Here is an 18,910-nt window from a genome sequence, read left to right as displayed (position 1 = left end):
GCCCGAATCATCGCCGACCGGCCAGAACCCCCAGGAGCTAGCATGGCGACGTATCGTCCGGTACCCCCCGCGGACTGGAACGGAAGGCCCTCCCCGCGTGAACCCATCTCAGCAGCCACGCCCTGCCCGGCTCACCGTCGGCGTCGTCGGCGCCGGCCGGGTCGGCCCCGCGCTGGCGCGTGCGCTCCAGCAGGCCGGGCACCGGCCCGTCGCCGTGTCCGGCGTGTCCGACGCGTCCGTGCGCCGCGCCGCGCGGATGCTGCCCGACGTGCCCCTGGTGCCGCCCGCGCAGGTGCTGGAGCTGGCCGACCTGGTCCTGCTCACCGTCCCCGACGACGCGCTGCCCCGTTTGGTGGAGGGGCTCGCCGAGACCGGTGCGGTGCGTCCCGGGCAGTTGCTGGTGCACACCTCCGGCCGGTACGGGGCGGCCGTGCTCGACCCGGCCCGCCGGGCCGGCGCGCTGCCGCTGGCCCTGCACCCCGCGATGACCTTCACCGGCACCGAGGTCGACGTCCAGCGGCTGGCCGGCTGCTCCTTCGGGGTCACCGCCCCCGAGGAACTACGGCTCGCGGCCGAGGCCCTGGTCATCGAGATGGGCGGGGAGCCCGAGTGGATCGCGGAGGAGAACCGTCCGCTCTACCACGCGGCCCTCGCCCTCGGCGCGAACCACCTGGTCACCCTGGTGGCCCAGGCGATGGAGCTGCTGCGCACGGCCGGGGTCGAGCACCCCGACCGGATGCTCGGCCCGCTGCTCGGCGCGGCCCTGGACAACGCCCTGCGCTCCGGCGACGCGGCCCTGACCGGCCCGGTGGCCCGCGGTGACGCCGGTACGGTCGCCGCGCACGTCTCGGAGCTGCGCAAGCACGCCCCGGCCACGGTCGCCGGGTACCTGGCGATGGCCCGCACCACCGCCGACCGGGCCCTCGCGCACGGTCTGCTCAAGCCCGAACTCGCCGAAGACCTGCTCGGCGTACTCGCCGACACCGAGGGTGGTGACCAGTGACCGGTCTGCAGCTGCTGAACACCGCCGAGGAGCTGCACAAGCTCGCGCGGGGCGGCCGCCGGGCCGTCGTGATGACCATGGGCGCCCTGCACGAGGGCCACGCCACCCTCATCCGCGACGCCCGCGAGCAGGCCGGCCCCGAGGGCCAGGTCGTCGTCACCGTCTTCGTCAACCCCCTCCAGTTCGGGGCGAACGAGGACCTCGACCGCTACCCCCGCACCCTCGACGCCGACCTCGCGATCGCCGAAGGGGCGGGCGCCGACGCCGTGTTCGCCCCGGCCGTCGACGAGGTCTACCCAGGCGGCGATCCGCAGGTGCGGATCAGCGCCGGGCCCATGGGCGGGCGCCTCGAAGGGGCCACCCGCCCCGGCCACTTCGACGGGATGCTGACCGTCGTGGCCAAGCTGCTCCACCTCACCCGCCCCGACCTGGCCCTCTTCGGCCAGAAGGACGCGCAGCAACTGGCGCTGATCCGGCGGATGGTGACGGACCTGAACTTCCCCGTGGAGGTGGTCGGCGTACCGACCGTCCGCGAGGAGGACGGGCTCGCGCTGTCCTCCCGCAACCGCTACCTCTCCCCCGAGGAGCGGCGCACCGCGCTTTCCCTGTCCCGCGCCCTGTTCGCCGGCCGCGACCGGCTCGCCGCGCAGGCCGCGCTGCGCGCCCGCGCCGAGGCCAACCCGGCGAGCGACGAGCGGGCCAACGCCCTGGCCAAGCTCGGGGAGATCCGCGCCTCCGCGGACGCGCACGCCGTCTCGGCGGCGGGCGCCGGGCTGCCGGAGGCCGTACGGGCCGCGGCCCTGCACGTCCTGGAGGAGGCGGGCCGGCACGAGCCGCCGCTGGCCCTGGACTACCTGGCGCTGGTGGACCCGCAGGACTTCACCGACATCGGCCCCGCGTTCACGGGGCACGCCGTGCTGGCCGTCGCCGCGAAGGTGGGCGCGACCCGGCTGATCGACAACATCCCATTGGAATTCGGAGCACACTCGTGAGCACACCGGGCAGAGACCTCCCGTCGGGCGGTTCAGGCGCAGGCACTGGCATACGGCTGCACGCTCCGGCCCCCGGATGGTCCGTCGACGCCGACGTCGTGGTCGTCGGATCCGGCGTCGCGGGGCTGACGGCCGCGCTGCGCTGCGCCGCCGCGGGCCGCCGTACGGTCGTGGTCACCAAGGCGCGGCTCGACGACGGCTCCACCCGCTGGGCCCAGGGCGGGATCGCCGCGGCCCTGGGCGAGGGCGACACCCCCGAACAGCACCTGGACGACACCCTGGTGGCGGGCGCGGGCCTGTGCGACGAGGCGGCCGTCCGGCTCCTCGTCACCGAGGGCCCGGACGCCGTCCGCCGGCTGATCGCCACCGGCGCCGTCTTCGACACCTCCACCGAGACCGGCGAGATAGAGCTGACCCGCGAGGGCGGCCACCACCGCCGCCGGATCGCGCACGCGGGCGGCGACGCCACCGGGGCGGAGATCTCCCGGGCGCTGGTCGAGGCCGTCCACGAGGCGGGCATCGAGACCGTCGAGAACGCGCTCGTACTGGACCTCCTCCAGGACGCGCAGGGCCGTACGGCCGGGGTCACGCTGCACGTCATGGGCGAGGGCCAGCACGACGGCGTCGGCGCCGTCCACGCGCCCGCCGTGATCCTGGCGACCGGCGGCATGGGCCAGGTCTTCTCCGCGACCACCAACCCGTCGGTGTCCACCGGCGACGGCGTGGCGCTCGCGCTGCGTGCCGGGGCCGAGGTCTCCGACCTGGAGTTCGTGCAGTTCCACCCGACGGTGCTCTTCCTCGGCCCGGACGCCGAGGGGCAGCAGCCGCTCGTCTCGGAGGCCGTCCGCGGCGAGGGCGCGTACCTCGTCGACGCCGACGGGGTCCGCTTCATGCAGGGGCAGCACGAGCTGGCCGAGCTGGCCCCGCGCGACATCGTCGCCAAGGGCATCACGCGCCGCATGCAGGAGCAGGGCGCGCAGCACATGTATCTGGACGCCCGGCACTTCGGCGCCGAGATGTGGGAGAACCGCTTCCCCACCATCCTGGCCGCCTGCCGCGCGCACGGCATCGACCCGGTGACCGAGCCGATCCCCGTCGCGCCCGCCGCGCACTACGCCTCCGGCGGCGTACGGACCGACCTGCACGGGCGGACCACCGTCCCCGGCCTGTACGCGTGCGGCGAGGTCGCCTGCACCGGCGTGCACGGCGCGAACCGCCTCGCCTCCAACTCCCTGCTGGAGGGCCTGGTCTTCGCCGAGCGCATCGCCGACGACATCACCGCCCAGGCCCGCTCCGGCAACGGCCCCGGCATACCGGTCCCCGCGACCGGCCCGCTCCAGCCCGCCGGGGCGCGCTACGAGATCCAGCGCATCATGACGGACGGCGCGGGCGTGCTGCGCTCCGCCGAGTCGCTGCGCACGGCGGCCGAGGCCCTCGAAGGCCTGTACGCCACCGCCCTGAACGACCTCGAAGTACACGGCAAGACCGCCGAACCGGGCGTGGACACCTGGGAGGCCACGAACCTGCTGTGCGTGGCCCGGGTGCTCGTCGCCGCCGCCCGGCGGCGCGTGGAGACCCGCGGCTGCCACTGGCGCGAGGACCACCCGGAGCGGGACGATGCCGCCTGGCGGCGCCATCTCGTCGTCCGGCTCTCGGCGACCGAGAAGCGGGCCCTGGTCGTCGTCCCCACCGACTCCGCGGACTTCCCGTCCGTGCACGTACCCCTCAGCACCCAGAGCCTGGAGCAGTGACCGTGAGCACCCCCGACGAACTTCCCCTGATCGACCAGAACGACGGCGGCTGCGGCGACGACTGCGCCTGCGGCGACGGCGAGGAGAGCGGCCTCGACCCGGCGCTGGCCCAGCTGCTGGCGGACGCGGGCCTGGACCCCGTCGAGGTCGAGGACATCGCGCACATGGCGCTCTCCGAGGACCTCGACGGCGGGGTCGACGTGACCACCGTCGCCACGATCCCCGAGGACGCCGAGGCCGTCGCCGACTTCGTCGCCCGCGAGGACGGCGTCGTGGCCGGGCTGCGCATCGCCGAGGCCGTGTTCTCCGTGGTGTGCACGGAGGCCTTCGAGGTGGAGCGGCACGCGGAGGACGGCGACAAGGTCGAGGCCGGGCAGGTCCTGCTGTCCGTGCGCGCCCGCACCCGTGACCTGCTCACGGCGGAGCGCAGCGCACTGAACATCATGTGCCGCCTGTCGGGCATCGCGACGGCCACCCGCCGCTGGGCGGACGTGCTGGAGGGCACGAAGGCCAAGGTCCGCGACACCCGCAAGACCACCCCGGGCCTGCGCGCGCTGGAGAAGTACGCGGTGCGCTGCGGCGGCGGCGTCAACCACCGCATGTCGCTGTCGGACGCGGCGCTGGTCAAGGACAACCACGTGGTCGCGGCGGGCGGGGTCGCGCAGGCCTTCAAGGCCGTGCGGGAGGCGTTCCCGGACGTGCCCGTGGAGGTCGAGGTCGACACGATGCACCAGGTCCGCGAGGTCCTGGACGCCGGTGCCGACCTGATCCTGCTCGACAACTTCAGCGTCCCGGAGACCGAGGAGGCCGTGGCCCTGGTGGCGGGCCGCGCGGTGCTGGAGTCCTCGGGCCGCCTCACCCTGGACAGCGCCCGGGCGTACGCGGAGACCGGCGTGGACTACCTGGCCGTCGGCGGTCTGACCCACTCCTCCCCGATCCTGGACATCGGCCTCGACCTGCGCGAGGCGGAGTAACCGATGCTCCTCACCATCGACGTGGGCAACACCCACACGGTCCTGGGCCTGTTCGACGGTGACGAGATCGTCGAGCACTGGCGCATCTCGACCGACCCGCGGCGCACGGCCGACGAGATGGCCGTGCTCATGCAGGGCCTGATGGGCATGCACCCGATGCTCGGCAACGAGCTGGGCGACGGCATCCACGGCATCGCGATCTGCTCGACGGTGCCGTCGGTGCTGCACGAGCTCCGCGAGGTCACCCGCCGCTACTACGGGGACGTGCCGGCGGTCCTCGTCGAACCCGGCATCAAGACGGGCGTCCCGATCCTCATGGACAACCCGAAGGAGGTCGGCGCGGACCGCATCATCAACGCGGTCGCCGCGGTCGAGCTCTACGGGGGCCCGGCGATCGTGGTCGACTTCGGTACGGCGACCACCTTCGACGCGGTGTCCGCGAAGGGCGAGTACGTGGGCGGGGTGATCTCCCCGGGCATCGAGATCTCGATGGAGGCCCTCGGCGTACGGGGGGCGCAGCTGCGCAAGATCGAGCTGGCGCGGCCGCGCAACGTGATCGGCAAGTCCACGGTCGAGGCGATGCAGTCGGGCGTGGTGTACGGCTTCGCGGGGCAGGTCGACGGGATCGTCACCCGGATGGCGAAGGAGCTGGCGGGCGCGAACGGCGACCCGGACGACGTCCGCGTCATCGCCACCGGCGGGCTGGCGCCGATCGTGCTCGGCGAGTCCTCGGTGATCGACGATCACGAGCCGTGGCTGACGCTGATCGGGCTGCGGCTGGTCTACGAGCGCAACGCCCCGAACTTCGACTGAACCAGCCGCCGCAGGGCGGCCCACCAGGGGTGGCGGGCCGGGCGCCCCTCCAGTACGGCCTGGAACTGCTCGTACGCGCGTGCCGCGCGCAGCACGGCGAGGTCGTCCCGGCCGGGCGGGGGCGGCATCGGGTCGCGGTGCTGGGACGCCCGGTAGCTGTCGATGAGGTACTGCTCGATGGCGGTCATACCTCCACCCTGACCCCGCCGGGCCGGCCCCGCCCGCCGATTGACGGCCGCCGTCAATCGTGAGCCGTGCCCCGGCGGCGTGTGAGGCGCGGGGTCCGGGGCGGAGCCCCGGCAACGGCGCCGCACCTGCCGTCCGAGGCGCCCGGCGCGGCAGAATGGGCCGATGAGCGTCACCATCGACATCGCCGGGCTCCCCGCGGAGCAGATCACCTTCGCGCCCTCCCCCCTCGCAGAGCTCTGCATGGCGCTGCACGCGCTCTCCCAGCCCGCCCACCACCCCCGCCTCGCCTCCTGGACCTCCGCCACCGCCGCCGCCCTCGACCCGTGCCTCGCGGACCGGCTGCTGGAGGCCGACTTCATGTGGCGGAGCTCCTTCTCCGACATCTTCATGGCCTTCGCCGCCTCCCCCGCCGGCACCGGCCGCCCCGCCGGGACCCTGGCCGAGGAGCTCGACGTGCTCGACCGGCTGGACGACGAGCAGTTCGTGCTGGCCGCCCTGGAGCACTGCTGGCTGGCGCTGTACAACGAGGGCGGCTGGCCCTCCCCCCTCACCGACCCCGCGGCCCGGACCAGGGCCCTGGAGACGGCCGCCGCCCGCGGCCCCCGCCAGCTGGACTTCTCCGTCCGGCTGCTGGACGACCCCGCCGCCGTCCGGGTGTGGATGCGCCGGCTCCTGGAGGACTGCGACGAGGCCTTCTTCGCCGAGACCTGGAAGCGCGTCGAGCCCGGGCAGAGCGCCGACGCCCGCCACAAGACCGAGGTGCTCCGCCGCAAGGGGCTGCCGGCCGCGCTGAAGGAGGTCTCGTCCGCGCTCAGCGTCGACGAGGGCCTCACCACGATCACCGCCGACAAGATGGTCAACGGTTCCACGACCGCCACCGACCCCCGTACGGGCAGCGGCCTGGTGTTCGTACCGACCAACTTCGGCTGGCCCCACCTCCTCGTGCTGCACGCCCCCGGCTGGCGGCCGGTGGTCCACTATCCGCTCGGCACGCCCGAACCGGCCCTCGCGCCCGGCTCGGTGGAGCTGCTCCAGCGGCGGATGGAGGCACTGGCGCACCCCATGCGGATGAGGCTGTGCCGGAGCCTGGCCCGCGCCCCGTACACGACGAGCGAGCTGGCCACCGTGTACGGGATCAGCGCGCCGGAGGTGTCACGCCATCTGGCCGTACTGAAAAAGGCCGGTCTGACCCATACACGGCGTGAAGGGCGTTATGTTCAGCACCAGTTGGACCTGACAGCGGTCGCCCGCATCGGCTCGGACTTCATCGAGGGCGTCCTCCGCTAGGCGGTACCGGAGCCCCGAACTCGCCGATATGCGGAATTCACAAACCGGAATCAGTTAAAACTCTGGTCAGAGTGGCTCCTTGCTGCTTAACGTGCGTCCACCGCTCCTCCCTGCTCACATTGCCGTGGAAGGACCCTGCATGCCCTCACGCCGTATAGCCGCTGCAACCGCCGCCCTGGCGGCCGCGGCCCTCGTCTCCCCGCTGCTGATCGCCGGGCCGGCCGGTGCCACCGGGAGCCCGCAGAGCGATGCCGCCCGAGGTGACGCGCTGGCCAGGAAGCTGGTCAAGGACGCGACCGGCAAGGGTGCGTACAACCATCTGAAGGTCCTTCAGTCCATCGCGGACTACAACAAGGGCACGCGCGTGGCCGGTTCGAAGGGCCACGTGCAGTCCGCGCAGTACGTCGAGGCCGTGATGAAGGCCGCCGGCTACAAGGTGACGAAGAACGAGTTCGACTTCGTGTACGTCGAGACGATCGCCGAGAAGCTCACGGTGAACGGCTCGGCGGGGCGCGACGTCCCGATCCACCTGATGACGTACACCGCCAGCACCCCGGACACGGGCGTGACGGCGGGCGTCGCCGTCGCCCCGGTCGACGCGGACGGGACGAACGGCTGCGAGCCCGGCGACTTCGCCGCCGGAGCCTTCACCGGCAAGATCGCCCTGATCAAGCGCGGCGGCTGCACCTTCGCCGCCAAGCAGGCCAACGCGGCTGCCGCCGGTGCGGTCGGCGCGATCATCTACAACAACACCGCGGGCGCCCTCAACGGCACCCTGGGCGACGCCAACGCGGGCAAGGTCCCGACCGGCGGCATCACCCAGGCGGACGGCGAGAAACTCGCCGCCGAGGCCGCGGCCGGTCCGGTCGAGGTGACCCTCGACATCCGGCAGTTCCGCGAGAACCGGAAGACCTACAACGTGGTCGCGGAGACCCGCGGCGGCGACGAGAACAACACCGTCTTCCTCGGCGCGCACCTCGACTCGGTGGCGGCGGGCCCGGGCATCAACGACAACGGCTCCGGCTCGGCGGGCATCCTCCAGGTCGCGCAGCGGCTCGCGAGCAGCCAGACGAAGATCAAGAACAAGGTCAAGTTCGCCTGGTGGTCGGCGGAGGAGTACGGGCTGCTGGGCTCCGAGGCGTACGTGGCCGGTCTGAGCGACGCGCAGAAGAAGCAGATCAAGCTCTACCTGAACTTCGACATGATCGCCTCGCCGAACTCCGCGTACTTCGTCTACGACGGCGACGACTCGGACGGCGTCGGCGCGGGCCCGGGCCCGGAGGGCTCCGCCCAGCTGGAGAAGGGGATCACCGACTTCCTCGACTCCAAGAAGATCCCGCACGCGGGCACGGACTTCTCCGGCCGCTCGGACTACGGCCCGTTCATCGAGGTCGGCATCCCCTCCGGCGGTACGTTCACGGGCGCCGAGGGCATCAAGACGCCGGAGGAGGCCGCGAAGTTCGGCGGGCAGGCGGGGGTCGCCTACGACGTGAACTACCACGCCAAGGGTGACGACATCACGAACATCGACCAGAAGGCGCTCGACATCAACGTCGACGTCATCGCGGACGCGGTCGGCCACTACGCGTACGACCTGGCGCCGCTGTCGAAGCCGGTCACCTCGCAGCCGACCCCCGGCGGCGGCACCGGCGGCGGCCTCCACGAGGGCCACGACGAGGTCACGCAGTAACCTCCCGACCCCCGCGGAACCCGGTCAGCGTGCCGTACGGCGGCCGCGCCTCCCGCGTGTGGGCGTAGTCCACCGCCACCGCCAGCCCCCGCTCCACGCTCGCCACGGCCGCCGCCCAGGCCTCGTCCCGCGCCCGGCCGATCTCCGCCCGGCCGCCGCCCGGCCACCACCGCTCCAGCCACGCCCGGTCCGGCCCGTCCACGGGCCCGCCGGCGCTCTCCGTACCGTCCGGCGAAACCAGCACGTACCGCCCGTCCTCCGCGACGTCCAGCGGCACGTTGTCCAGCCATTCGTTGGCGAAAAGGAGCCCCGTCGTCCGTTCGGGCGGTGCCGCGACCCAGCGGATCCGCGGATCGATCCCCTCCGGCCGCGCCGCCCGCTCCACCGCGTACGGCCGCACCCGCGCCGCCACCTCCGCCGGCAGCGCCCCGAGCACCCCGGCCAGCAGTTCCCCGCGCCCGGCCCCGACGTCGACCAGGTCCAGCCCCTCCGGGTGCGCCAGCTCCGCGTCCACCCACAGCAGGAGCCGTGCCACGGCCTGCGCGTACAGCCCGGACGCGTGTACCGACGTGCGGAAGTGCCCGGCCGGCCCCGGCCCGTCCGGCCGCACGTAGAAGCCGCCCGGCCCGTACAGCGCGGCCTCCATCGCCCCGCTCCACCGAGCCGGAGTCACGCATTCACCCTGAGTACTCATCACCCCAAGGCTATGCTCGGCTCCACCTTGGGGAGTACACCCCCGGTGCGAGGTTGGCACCTGTGGTTGACTCCAGCACCTATCTCCCTTCCCTACTCTGGGTTACGTGCAGCGCCTCTACGACTTCCTCCGCAGACACCCGACGGGCGTCGACAGCTTCTGGGCTGTCCTCCTCTTCGGGGTCTCGATGCTGAACGTCGCCGGCGAGCCCGACCTCGGCACCCGCCTCAAGATCGCCGCCGTTCCGGTGGTGCTCGCGCTGAGCACGGCCGTGGCCCTGCGCCGCAAGTGGACGCAGGCGATGTTCTGGCTCACCCTCGGCGCGGGCGTGTTCCAGCTGGGCACGGGGATCACCGCGGGCGTCTGGGACGTCGCCATGTTCGTGATCCTCTTCACGGTCGCCGCGAGCGACGTCCCCCGCTGGGTCTCGCGCACCGCGCTCGGCTGGGGCGTGGCCGCCGCACCGCTCTACTTCCTGCGCTTCGGAGTGGACAAGGGGGGCAGCACCGTCGACGAGATCCTCTTCACCCTCTTCATGATCATCCCCTTCGTCCTCGCCTGGGTGATGGGCGACTCCCTGCGCACCCGCCGCGCCTACTACGCCCAGCTCATCGAGCGGAACCAGCGTCTGGAGAAGGAGCGCGAGGCCCAGGCGAAGGTGGCGGTGGCCGCCGAGCGCGCCCGGATCGCCCGCGAGCTGCACGACGTCGTCGCGCACAACGTCTCGGTGATGGTGGTCCAGGCGGACGGGGCGGCGTACGTCATGGACGCGGCCCCCGAGCAGGCCAAGGAGGCCCTCCAGACCATCTCCGGCACCGGCCGCCAGGCCCTCGCCGAGATGCGCCGGCTGCTGGGCGTGCTGCGCACGGGCGAGCCCCAGGAGTCCGAGGACTACGTACCGCAGCCGGACGTCGAGCAGATCGAGGTCCTGGTCGAGCAGGTACGGGCGGCAGGCCTCTCGGTGGACTTCGAGGTCGAGGGCGCGCCGCGGCGGCTGCCCAGCGGCGTTGAGCTGACGGCGTACCGGATCGTGCAGGAGGCGCTGACGAACACGCGCAAGCACGGCGGCCCCGATGCGAAGGCGAGCGTGCGGCTGGTCTACTTCGACGACGGGCTCGGCCTGCTGGTCGAGGACGACGGGCGGGGCGCGGCGCACGAACTGTACGAGGACGGCGGCGCCGACGGCGCCGGGCACGGGCTGATCGGCATGCGCGAGCGGATCGGCATGGTCGGCGGAACCCTGGACACCGGGCCGCGGCCGGGCGGCGGCTTCCGGATCAGCGCGCTGCTCCCGTTGAAGAAGAGCTGACGGGTACGACGAGTACGAACACGAGGTCGAGGTAACGGATGTCCATCAGAGTCATGCTGGTCGACGATCAGGTGCTGCTGCGCACCGGCTTCCGGATGGTGCTCGCCGCCCAGCCGGACATGGAGGTCGTCGCCGAGGCCGGCGACGGCCTGGAGGCGCTGGAGGTGCTGCGGGCCACCAAGGTGGACGTGGTGCTGATGGACGTGCGCATGCCGAAGCTGGACGGGGTCGAGGCGACGCGGCGGATCTGTGAGCCGGAGGAGCACCCGAAGGTCATCATCCTGACCACCTTCGACCTGGACGAGTACGCCTTCTCGGGGCTGAAGGCGGGCGCGAGCGGCTTCATGCTGAAGGACGTTCCGCCGGCCGAACTGCTCGCGGCGATCCGCTCGGTGCACAGCGGCGACGCGGTGGTGGCCCCGTCCACGACGCGGCGGCTGCTGGACCGGTTCGCGCCGATGCTGCCGACGACCACGCAGGAGCCGGAGAACAAGGAGATCGAGCGGCTCACGGACCGCGAGCGCGAGGTCATGCTGCTGGTCGCCCAGGGCCTGTCGAACGGGGAGATCGCGGGCCGGCTGGTGCTGTCGGAGGCGACGGTGAAGACCCACGTGGGCCGCATCCTGACGAAGCTGGGGCTGCGCGACCGGGTGCAGGTGGTGGTCCTGGCGTACGAGACGGGGCTGGTCCGGGCCGGGGGCGGCGGAGCCGCCGGATAGCAGCTGCACGGACGTTGCCCCTCGGGCCGCCCGGACCCGAGGGGGAACGTCATACGGGGCTTCAGCGGATGACGAACTCGCAGGCCGCGCCGGAGGGAACGTTGTCGAGGACGGCGTTGTCGGCCACGACGATGTCGAAGCCGTCACCGCACAGGATCCGGTCGAAGCCGCCGTTCCTGCTGACGATGGTGTCGTCGCCCCCCTGGCCGTCGAAGGTGGTGCGGTCGACCGGGCCGCCGCCCCAGCCATCGGGGTCGGAGAGCCGGTCGTTGCGCGAGCCGCCGAAGAGCTGGTCCCAGCCCGCTCCGCCGTCCATGTCGGACGGAGCGCTTGTCTTGTTGGTGGCGATGTCGTTCCGGTCACCCAGGCTCGCCTGGATGCGGGTCACGTTGGCCCCACCACACGTGGCGGTGTGGGCATCGACCCGAATGCAGCCGGGACCAGGGGTCAGGTTGGCCGTCGCGTCGGAGACCTGGAAGCTCGTGCCGACGATTTCGAACGTGACGGTGTTCGTTTCTCCGGGCAGCGCCGAGAAGCTGACCGTGCCGCCCGAGCGGGACACGAAGGCCGGGTCGGCGGCCGCCGGGCCGGCGAACGCCAGGGTCAGGGTCAGGGCGGCCGCGGCGGGGGCCGCGACGCGGACGGTGCGGAGGAGGCGGGAAGAGGTCGAGCTCATGGGTGCTGTTCCTTGCGGTCGACGAGTGCGGATCGGGTCGAGGATCCGTCGCCCCCTTCGCTACCCGGAGTGATCGATACGACCTTCCGTTGATCACACAGTTACCTCGTGTGCCGTACTCAACCCCTCGTCCGGCCCTGCGCCGTGCTACGTCATCCAGCGGTCCGGCCGGGCCGAAGCCCGCGAGGTGCGGGAGCGGGCCGCCTGGGCGTGCAGCAGCCCGGCGGCCTCGGCCGCCGGGCGGAGCCGGGCCGTGACCGTGCCGTTCGCGCCGGTGTCCACGTGCACGTCGGCCACCCCGCGGGCGCGCTCCCAGGGGCCCTGGGAGAGCCGGACGCTCTGCACCTTGGCGTGCGGGACGATCTCCGTACGCCGGCACAGGCGGCCGTGCCGGGCGGCGAACACGTCCGGGGAGACGGCGAGGCCGTAGCCCTTCCACCACACCGGGACCACCCAGCGCGAGGCGCCCGCCGGGGAGCCGGAGAAGGACAGCGCCGCCAGGTCCACGCCGGGCAGGACCCGGGCGATCACGGCGTACGCGGCGGCCCGCGTGGCCACGGGGACCAGCACCTCGTTCTTCGAGCCCGCCACCGCCAGCTCCACGCGGACCCACCCGCGCCGCCGCCACAGCAGCGGCTCCACGATCCGTACGGTCTGCACGCGCCCCGGCGGCACGGTCTCGTGGGCCCGGTCCAGCAATCCGTGGTCCAGGCGCAGCCCGTCGGGGGACTCGGCAACCGTCCAGTCGTACTCGGCGAGGAAACGGCCGGCGCTCCCCGACCAGACCGCGCCCAGCATCGGGAGCAGGGTGACGAGGGCCGCCCACGGGCTGGAGCTGACCCACCAGGCGACCACCGGCACGGTGATCCCGCCGGCCAGCGCCGCCATCACGCCGAGGCTCAGCAGCAGGGAGACGGCGAGGTCGCGCGGGGGGACGCGCAGCAGCCCGCGTTCGGGGGCCTCGCCGAGGCGCACGGCCTCCGCGGGGGCGAACCCGGCGGCCCGGGCGAGGAGCTCGGCGCGCAGCGCCACCGCCTCCTTCTCGGAGAGGAAGGCCAGCTGGTCCTTCTCCTCCGTGCCGATGACGTCGAGCCGCAGGCTGGCGACCCCGGTCAGCCGGGCCAGCAGCGGGCGGGTGACGTCGACCGCCTGGATCCGGTCGAGGCGGATGTGGGCGGTGCGCCGGAAGAGGAGGCCGCTGCGGATGCGGAGCTCGGTGTCGGTGACGGCGTAGTGGGTGAACCACCAGCTCAGGAACCCGTACAGCCCGAAGACCAGCACCAGGCCGGCGATCGCGGACACCCGGAGCAGGGCGGACAGCTCCGCGATCCACTCCCCCGCCCGCTCCCCCTGCTGCGCGACGACGCCGACGGTCGCGGCGATCGGCACCCAGGCCCGCCGCAGGGGCGTGAACGGATGCAGCCGCCGCTCGCCCGCGGCTCCGCCCGCGGCGGGCCCGGCGGAGTCCGGGCCCGGCCCCGCTCCGGACTCGCCTGCGGCGGGCACGCGGCCGCTGGCCGCGGCCTCGGACCCGACGGCCCCACCCGCGGACGGGGGCCCGGCGGAGCCCGCCCCGAGGGCGCCCACCGGACCGGAGGTCACCGGGTCGGGAGCCACCGCGTCCCCGCCGACCGGACCGGAGGTCACAGGCCCGCCGACCTTGCCTCGCCCAGCGCGGTGAGCCGGTCGCGCAGGCGCTCCGCCTCGGCCGGGGCCAGCCCCGGGATCCTGGCGTCCGTCGCCGCGGCCGCCGTGTGCAGCTGTACGGAGGCCAGCCCGAAGCGCCGCTCCAGCGGGCCGGAGGTCACCTCGACCAGCTGCATCCGCCCGTACGGGACCACCGTCTCCTCCCGCCACAGCACCCCCCGGCTGATCAGCAGGTCGTCGGCGCGCTCCGCGTACCGCCAGGACCGCCAGTTCCGCCCGAGCAGCACCCACCCCCAGGCCAGGCCGACCGGCCAGAGCAGCGCGAACGCGGCCCACACCGGGCCCGCGAACACGCCCAGCACGACCCCGGTCACCACCGTGAGGAGCCCCAGCCACCCCACCAGCAGCAGCCTGCGCAGCGTGAGCAGCCCACCGGGCAGACCCACCCATTCGGGGCCGCCCGTCTCACCCGTCGTCCCCGTTTCCATCCGCCCACCCTACGGCTGAGACAATGCCCGCATGACGGAGACCACGGTCGGCATCGGCGGCGCGGCGGAGAGCACCGACATGGTGCTCAACATCGGCCCCCAGCACCCTTCCACGCACGGCGTGCTGCGCCTGCGCCTCGTCCTCGACGGCGAGCGGATCGCCAGCGCCGAGCCCGTGGTCGGCTATATGCACCGCGGCGCCGAGAAGCTCTTCGAGGCCCGCGACTACCGCCAGATCGTGATGCTCGCGAACCGCCACGACTGGCTGTCGGCGTTCTCCAACGAGCTCGGGGTCGTCATGGCCGTCGAGCGGATGCTCGGCATGGAGGTCCCCGAGCGCGCGGTGTGGATGCGTACGCTCCTGGCCGAGCTGAACCGGGTCCTGAACCACCTGATGTTCCTCGGCTCGTACCCGCTCGAACTGGGCGGGATCACGCCGATCTTCCACGCGTTCCGCGAGCGCGAGGAGCTCCAGGCGGTCATGGAGGAGATCTCCGGCGGCCGCATGCACTACATGTTCAACCGCGTCGGCGGCCTCAAGGAGGACCTCCCGGCCGGCTGGCTCGGCCGGGCCCGCGCCGCGATCGCCGACGTCAACACCCGCATGGACGTCTACGACAACCTCGTCCGCGGCAACGAGATCTTCCGCGGCCGTACCCGCGGCGTCGGCGTCCTGTCCCCGGAGGCGGTGCACGCGTACGGGGTCTCCGGCCCCATCGCCCGCGCCTCCGGCGTCGACTTCGACCTGCGCCGCGACGAGCCCTACCTGGCCTACGGCGAGCTCCAGGACGTCCTCAAGGTCGTCACCCGCACCGAGGGCGACTGCCTGGCCCGCTTCGAGGTCCTGCTGGAGCAGACCCACAACGCGCTCGACCTCGCCGTGGCCTGCCTGGACCGCCTGGCCGAGCTCCCGCCGGGCCCCGTCAACCAGCGCCTGCCCAAGGTCCTGAAGGCCCCCGAGGGCCACACCTACGCGTGGACCGAGAACCCCCTCGGCATCAACGGCTACTACCTCGTCTCCAAGGGCGAGAAGACCCCGTACCGGCTGAAGCTGCGCAGCGCCTCGTACAACAACATCCAGGCCCTCGCGGTGCTCCTGCCGGGGCAGCTGGTCGCGGACATGGTGTCGATCCTCGGCTCGCTGTTCTTCGTCGTCGGCGACATCGACAAGTAGCCGACAAGCAGCCATAAAAACGGATGTGAAGGGGCATCCGGCTCGTAGGGTGGGCCGATGACCACTGGCATATTCGCCGATTATCTGCGGCGGCTCGGCGTCACCGGACCCCACACCCCGTCCGTCGAGGGCCTCTTCGCCCTCCAGCGCGCCCACCTCGAGCGCGTCCCGTACGAGAACATCGACATCCAGCTGGGCCGGCCGCCCGGTATCGACCCCGAGCTGTCGGCCCGGCGCTTCGGCGCCGGGCGGGGCGGCTACTGCTTCCACCTCAACGGCGGTTTCGCCGCGCTCCTCGCCTCGCTCGGCTACGACGTCACCCACCATCTCGGCGGGGCCTACGAGGAGGCCGACGCGCGGGAGGTGAACGGCAACCACCTCGCGCTGACCGTGCGGGTCGGCGGCGAGGCCTACTTCGTCGACGCGGGACTGGGCGACGGGCCGTACGAACCGCTGCCCCTGCGCGAAGGCAGCTACGAGCAGGGCGGGTTCGGCTACCGCCTGGAGCGGCTCGACGGCGCCGAGCCGGGCTGGACCTTCCACAACGTCGGCGGCCCGTTCCCCGTCATGAACTTCCTCTCCGCCCCGGTGACGATGGCCGACTTCGCCGAGGAGCACCGGCGGCTGTCGACCGCCGAGGACTCCCCCTTCATACGGACCCTGGCGCTGCTGCGCCGCGACGCGACGGGCATCGACCTGCTGCGGGGGCGGGTGCTGAGCCGCATCGATCCGGACAAGGGGCCCGTCGAGCGGGAACTGGGCGGTGCGGAGGAGTTCTTCGACGCCGTGGAGGGGGTCTTCGGGCGGGAGCTCGACGATCTGACCCCGGCGGACCGGGCGGCCCTGTGGGCCGGGGTGGAGCGGGCCCACGAGGCGTGGCTGGCATCGCGGCAGGGGTGAGGCCGGTGCGGGGCTGAGGTCGGCGCGGGCCTGATGTCGGTGCGGCAGGGCAGACTTGGGGCATGTCCCATTCCCCTCGCCGCGCCTGCCCCGCCTGCGGCCGCGACTGCGCCGTCACCGCCGGCCGGATCGCCCGCCACGACCCCCCGGCGGGGCGGGGGCGCGGTGACCTGGTGTCCTGCCCCGGTTCGCGGGCCCGGGTGGTCCTCGGCGCGTCGGCGCCGACGCTGGACGGATTCGTACTTGGCCCGCATCCGGGGCAGTTGCCGCTGTTCTGAGGCCGGGCCTCTTGGCCGGCCGGCCGACCGTAGACAGGAGAACTCGTCACCGTGAGCATCCAGATGCACCTGCGCGCCATCGCGCAATCCGAGATCCGGGATGACCACACCTGGCTGGCGGCGTTCATGCGGGAGGCGTGGGAGAACCACCCCGCCGAGTACGCGGCGGGCATCGCCGACTCGATCGACAAGGTGTGGAGCTCCGTCGACAGGCTCTATGCGGCTGCCGATGCCCTCGCTGTGGATGCCGACAAGCCCTGGACGCTGCCGATCTACGGTGGACGCCCCGTCGCACACCGCGCCGATGCCGACACCTCCAACCCGCCCCTGATGATTCTGGAGCCGACCGGGGTGTCACGGGCCGCGCGCTTCCTCGCCGGCGTCCCCTTCGACGAGCTGTGGAGCATCGCCGGCGCCAAACTCGGCGTTTACGGCCCGGATGAGGCGGAGGTCAGGCAGGAGTTCCTCCACCATCACACGGACCTGCGGGGGTTCTACGGGCGAGCGGCCGCAGCCGGCCACGCCGTGGTCAAGGCCGTGTGGGCCTAGGCCGTCTCTTTCGGATCTTGCCTGACCCGCGCCGCCCGGCACCGCACCTCGCCGCGTTGTCGAGGCACCCAAGTACGTCCAGTAATCGGGAGCCTCTCCGCCTTGCGATGCACGGCACCGGACGACGCGGGCTTAACCGGCAAGATCCGAAAGAGACGGCCTAGCCGGTCACGGGGGCCTTGCCGCCCAGCAGTTCGATCAGGCGCGTGGTGCCGTCCGCCCCGAAGCCGGCCTCGACGCCGCGCCGGTAGAGCTCGGCGTGCGCGGCCAGGATCCCGGTGTCCACGCCGGAGTCGGCGGCCGTGTGCAGGACGTGCTCGACGCTCGCGGCGCACATGGCGAGGCGGGCGGCGGCTCCGTCGTGGTCGCCCGCGTCGACCGCGGGCGCCGAGTGGGTGTAGAAGCCGCGCATGGTGTCGGCCGTGTAGCCGGCGTACGGGAGGACGTCCGCGGCCGTCAGGCCGTTGGCGCGGGCGACGGCGAGCGCCTGGTACCAGCCGGTGTAGGCGGTCCAGAACATGATCATGTTGAGCTGGTAGTAGAGCTGGGCGTAGCCGGGGTCGGCGCCGCGGTAGTCGGTGGCGGCGAGCACGTCGAGCGTGGCGCGGTACCGCTCGTAGACCTCCTGCGGGCCGCTGATGAAGATCGAGGAGCCCTCCTGGCCGATGCCGGTGGGCGGGACGTTGACGCCACCGGTGAGGTAGGCGGCCCCGCGCGACTCGGCCCACCTCGCGGCCCCGCGGGCCTTGTCCGGGACGTCCGAGGACAGGTTGACCAGGACGCGGCCGTCGAGGGCTGTGTCGCCGAGGGCTGTGTACATGGCGTCCACGTCGATGAGGCTGAGGACGGTCAGGTCGCTCGCGGCGACGGCCCCGGCGATGTCGGCGGCGCGGTGCGCCCCGCGGGCGACGAGGTCGGCGTCCTTGCCCGCGCTGCGGTTCCAGACGGTGACGCGGTGGCCTGCGTCGAGGTAGGCGGCGGCCATGGCCCGGCCCATGGGTCCGAGGCCGACGATGGTGATCGAAACCTGGTTCATGACGGAGTTCTCCCCACAACAAAGGTCTAGAACGAACGCTCTATCCAGCACTCGGGCGACCGTAACACGGACTAGAACGAACGCTCTATCCAGAATCGCGGGTAGGATCGCGCCATGGCATCAGCAGCAGCGGCAACGACGGCGACAGCCGCTTCGGCAGCGAAGACCGCACCGGGGACGCGCGAGCGGCTGGTCCGCACCGCCTCCCGCCTCATGCAGCACGGCGGCTACGAGAACACCCCGGTCAAGCAGCTCGTCCGCGAGGCCGAAGCCACCCTGGGCTCGCTGTACCACTTCTTCCCGGGCGGCAAGCAGGAGCTCGCGGTCGCCGCGATCCACTTCGGCGACGAGGAGTTCGCCGAAGCCCTCCGCGCCGGCCTGGCCACGCACGCCGACCCGGCACGTGCCGTCGAGGCCGTGACCGTCCTCCTCGCCGACCACCTCGCGGCCTCGGACTGGCGGGACGGCTGCCCGGTCACGGCGACCGCCCTGGAAACGGTGGGCCGCCTCCCGGAACTCCAGGCCGCCTGCGCCCAGGCCTTCGCCCACTGGCAGGAGCTGGTGGCCGCCAAACTGCTCGCCTCGGGCTACCCGGAACCGGAAGCCCGCGACCTGGCGGTGACGGTCATCGCCACCCTCGAAGGCGCCGAGATGACCTCACAGGTCACCCAGAGCCGCACCCCGCTCCTGGTGGCGGGCCGCCACCTGGCCCGGCTCGTGGGCTCGTACGCGACCTGAGGG

Annotated in this window: 19 protein-coding genes and 1 pseudogene; 14 read left to right on the top strand and 6 right to left on the bottom strand. The window is 72.9% G+C overall.

Annotated features, from left to right (window positions below):
• The first annotated feature begins 97 nt into the window (after positions 1-97).
• From ACFTXQ_RS10075 to ACFTXQ_RS10055, 5 genes are read left to right on the top strand one after another with little or no spacing between them, the layout of a single operon-like run.
• Positions 98-1,003, top strand: a complete 906-nt coding sequence (locus ACFTXQ_RS10075; protein WP_382637899.1) for a Rossmann-like and DUF2520 domain-containing protein — start codon at positions 98-100, stop codon at positions 1,001-1,003.
• A complete protein-coding gene (panC, locus tag ACFTXQ_RS10070) occupies positions 1,000-1,995 on the top strand; it encodes a pantoate--beta-alanine ligase (RefSeq protein WP_382637897.1) in 996 nt (331 codons plus the stop codon). The genes ACFTXQ_RS10075 and panC overlap by 4 nt, the downstream gene beginning before the upstream one ends.
• Positions 1,992-3,746 (top strand): L-aspartate oxidase, encoded by a 1,755-nt coding sequence (locus ACFTXQ_RS10065; protein ID WP_382637894.1) that lies wholly within the window; start codon positions 1,992-1,994, stop codon positions 3,744-3,746. Before panC ends, ACFTXQ_RS10065 begins: the two co-directional genes overlap by 4 nt.
• Positions 3,747-3,748: 2 nt before the next feature.
• Positions 3,749-4,720: a carboxylating nicotinate-nucleotide diphosphorylase gene (nadC, locus tag ACFTXQ_RS10060; RefSeq protein WP_382637892.1), complete on the top strand. Its 972-nt coding sequence runs from the start codon at positions 3,749-3,751 to the stop codon at positions 4,718-4,720.
• A 3-nt stretch (positions 4,721-4,723) separates the two neighbouring features.
• Positions 4,724-5,533 (top strand): type III pantothenate kinase, encoded by an 810-nt coding sequence (locus ACFTXQ_RS10055; protein WP_382637889.1) that lies wholly within the window; start codon positions 4,724-4,726, stop codon positions 5,531-5,533.
• On the opposite strand, the gene ACFTXQ_RS10050 is transcribed toward ACFTXQ_RS10055, so the two are convergent.
• Positions 5,503-5,721, bottom strand: a complete 219-nt coding sequence (locus tag ACFTXQ_RS10050; RefSeq protein ID WP_382637886.1) for a hypothetical protein — start codon at positions 5,719-5,721, stop codon at positions 5,503-5,505. The two genes, ACFTXQ_RS10055 and ACFTXQ_RS10050, sit on opposite strands and share 31 nt — an antisense overlap.
• Before the next feature lie 163 nt (positions 5,722-5,884).
• Between ACFTXQ_RS10050 and ACFTXQ_RS10045 the strand changes: the two genes are divergently transcribed.
• Together ACFTXQ_RS10045 and ACFTXQ_RS10040 are read left to right on the top strand one after the other, a co-directional pair.
• Complete coding sequence (locus ACFTXQ_RS10045; RefSeq protein ID WP_382637884.1) at positions 5,885-7,009, top strand: DUF5937 family protein; 1,125 nt, start codon at positions 5,885-5,887, stop codon at positions 7,007-7,009.
• A gap of 139 nt (positions 7,010-7,148) precedes the next feature.
• On the top strand, positions 7,149-8,699 hold the full coding sequence (locus ACFTXQ_RS10040; RefSeq protein ID WP_382637881.1) for a M28 family metallopeptidase: 1,551 nt from the start codon (positions 7,149-7,151) through the stop codon (positions 8,697-8,699).
• Here the strand turns inward: ACFTXQ_RS10040 and ACFTXQ_RS10035 are convergent.
• Positions 8,698-9,393 (bottom strand): annotated as a pseudogene (locus ACFTXQ_RS10035) (SAM-dependent methyltransferase); the annotation flags it as partial. The gene ACFTXQ_RS10040 and the pseudogene ACFTXQ_RS10035 sit on opposite strands and share 2 nt — an antisense overlap.
• A 106-nt stretch (positions 9,394-9,499) precedes the next feature.
• On the opposite strand from ACFTXQ_RS10035, the gene ACFTXQ_RS10030 reads away from it, so the two are divergent.
• On the top strand, positions 9,500-10,702 hold the full coding sequence (locus ACFTXQ_RS10030) for a sensor histidine kinase (protein ID WP_382637878.1): 1,203 nt from the start codon (positions 9,500-9,502) through the stop codon (positions 10,700-10,702).
• Positions 10,703-10,740: 38 nt separating this feature from the next.
• Positions 10,741-11,421 (top strand): response regulator, encoded by a 681-nt coding sequence (locus ACFTXQ_RS10025; RefSeq protein WP_382637876.1) that lies wholly within the window; start codon positions 10,741-10,743, stop codon positions 11,419-11,421.
• A gap of 61 nt (positions 11,422-11,482) precedes the next feature.
• Here ACFTXQ_RS10025 and ACFTXQ_RS10020 read toward each other — a convergent pair whose 3' ends face one another.
• From ACFTXQ_RS10020 to ACFTXQ_RS10010, 3 genes are all read right to left on the bottom strand, one after another.
• Complete coding sequence (locus ACFTXQ_RS10020; RefSeq protein WP_382637873.1) at positions 11,483-12,097, bottom strand: hypothetical protein; 615 nt, start codon at positions 12,095-12,097, stop codon at positions 11,483-11,485.
• 147 nt (positions 12,098-12,244) lie between these two features.
• On the bottom strand, positions 12,245-13,744 hold the full coding sequence (locus ACFTXQ_RS10015) for a PH domain-containing protein (protein ID WP_382637871.1): 1,500 nt from the start codon (positions 13,742-13,744) through the stop codon (positions 12,245-12,247).
• The gene (locus tag ACFTXQ_RS10010; protein ID WP_382637868.1) at positions 13,741-14,232 is read right to left on the bottom strand and encodes a PH domain-containing protein; all 492 of its coding nucleotides are present in this window, start codon (positions 14,230-14,232) and stop codon (positions 13,741-13,743) included. The genes ACFTXQ_RS10015 and ACFTXQ_RS10010 overlap by 4 nt, the downstream gene beginning before the upstream one ends.
• A gap of 31 nt (positions 14,233-14,263) precedes the next feature.
• On the opposite strand from ACFTXQ_RS10010, the gene ACFTXQ_RS10005 reads away from it, so the two are divergent.
• The 4 genes from ACFTXQ_RS10005 to ACFTXQ_RS09990 all read left to right on the top strand — a co-directional run bounded on the left by ACFTXQ_RS10005 (position 14,264) and on the right by ACFTXQ_RS09990 (position 17,133).
• Positions 14,264-15,406 carry an NADH-quinone oxidoreductase subunit D gene (locus ACFTXQ_RS10005; protein WP_382637865.1) on the top strand — a complete coding sequence of 381 codons (1,143 nt, stop codon included), beginning with the start codon at positions 14,264-14,266 and terminating at the stop codon, positions 15,404-15,406.
• 57 nt (positions 15,407-15,463) lie between these two features.
• The gene (locus ACFTXQ_RS10000; protein WP_382637862.1) at positions 15,464-16,306 is read left to right on the top strand and encodes an arylamine N-acetyltransferase; all 843 of its coding nucleotides are present in this window, start codon (positions 15,464-15,466) and stop codon (positions 16,304-16,306) included.
• Between the two features lie 62 nt (positions 16,307-16,368).
• Positions 16,369-16,584 (top strand): hypothetical protein, encoded by a 216-nt coding sequence (locus tag ACFTXQ_RS09995; RefSeq protein ID WP_382637860.1) that lies wholly within the window; start codon positions 16,369-16,371, stop codon positions 16,582-16,584.
• 51 nt (positions 16,585-16,635) lie between these two features.
• Positions 16,636-17,133, top strand: a complete 498-nt coding sequence (locus tag ACFTXQ_RS09990; protein ID WP_382637857.1) for a DUF1877 family protein — start codon at positions 16,636-16,638, stop codon at positions 17,131-17,133.
• A gap of 160 nt (positions 17,134-17,293) precedes the next feature.
• On the opposite strand, the gene ACFTXQ_RS09985 is transcribed toward ACFTXQ_RS09990, so the two are convergent.
• On the bottom strand, positions 17,294-18,169 hold the full coding sequence (locus ACFTXQ_RS09985) for an NAD(P)-dependent oxidoreductase (protein WP_382637855.1): 876 nt from the start codon (positions 18,167-18,169) through the stop codon (positions 17,294-17,296).
• Between the two features lie 114 nt (positions 18,170-18,283).
• Here ACFTXQ_RS09985 and ACFTXQ_RS09980 point away from each other — a divergent pair, with 114 nt between their 5' ends.
• A complete protein-coding gene (locus ACFTXQ_RS09980) occupies positions 18,284-18,907 on the top strand; it encodes a TetR/AcrR family transcriptional regulator (RefSeq protein WP_382637852.1) in 624 nt (207 codons plus the stop codon).
• Positions 18,908-18,910 lie beyond the last annotated feature (3 nt).

Origin of the sequence: Streptomyces sp. NPDC057010 (assembly GCF_042673805.1) — a bacterium.
GTDB lineage: Bacteria > Actinomycetota > Actinomycetes > Streptomycetales > Streptomycetaceae > Streptomyces.
Note: the sequence above shows the minus strand (reverse complement) of the source record. Positions and strands in the feature narration are given on the sequence as shown.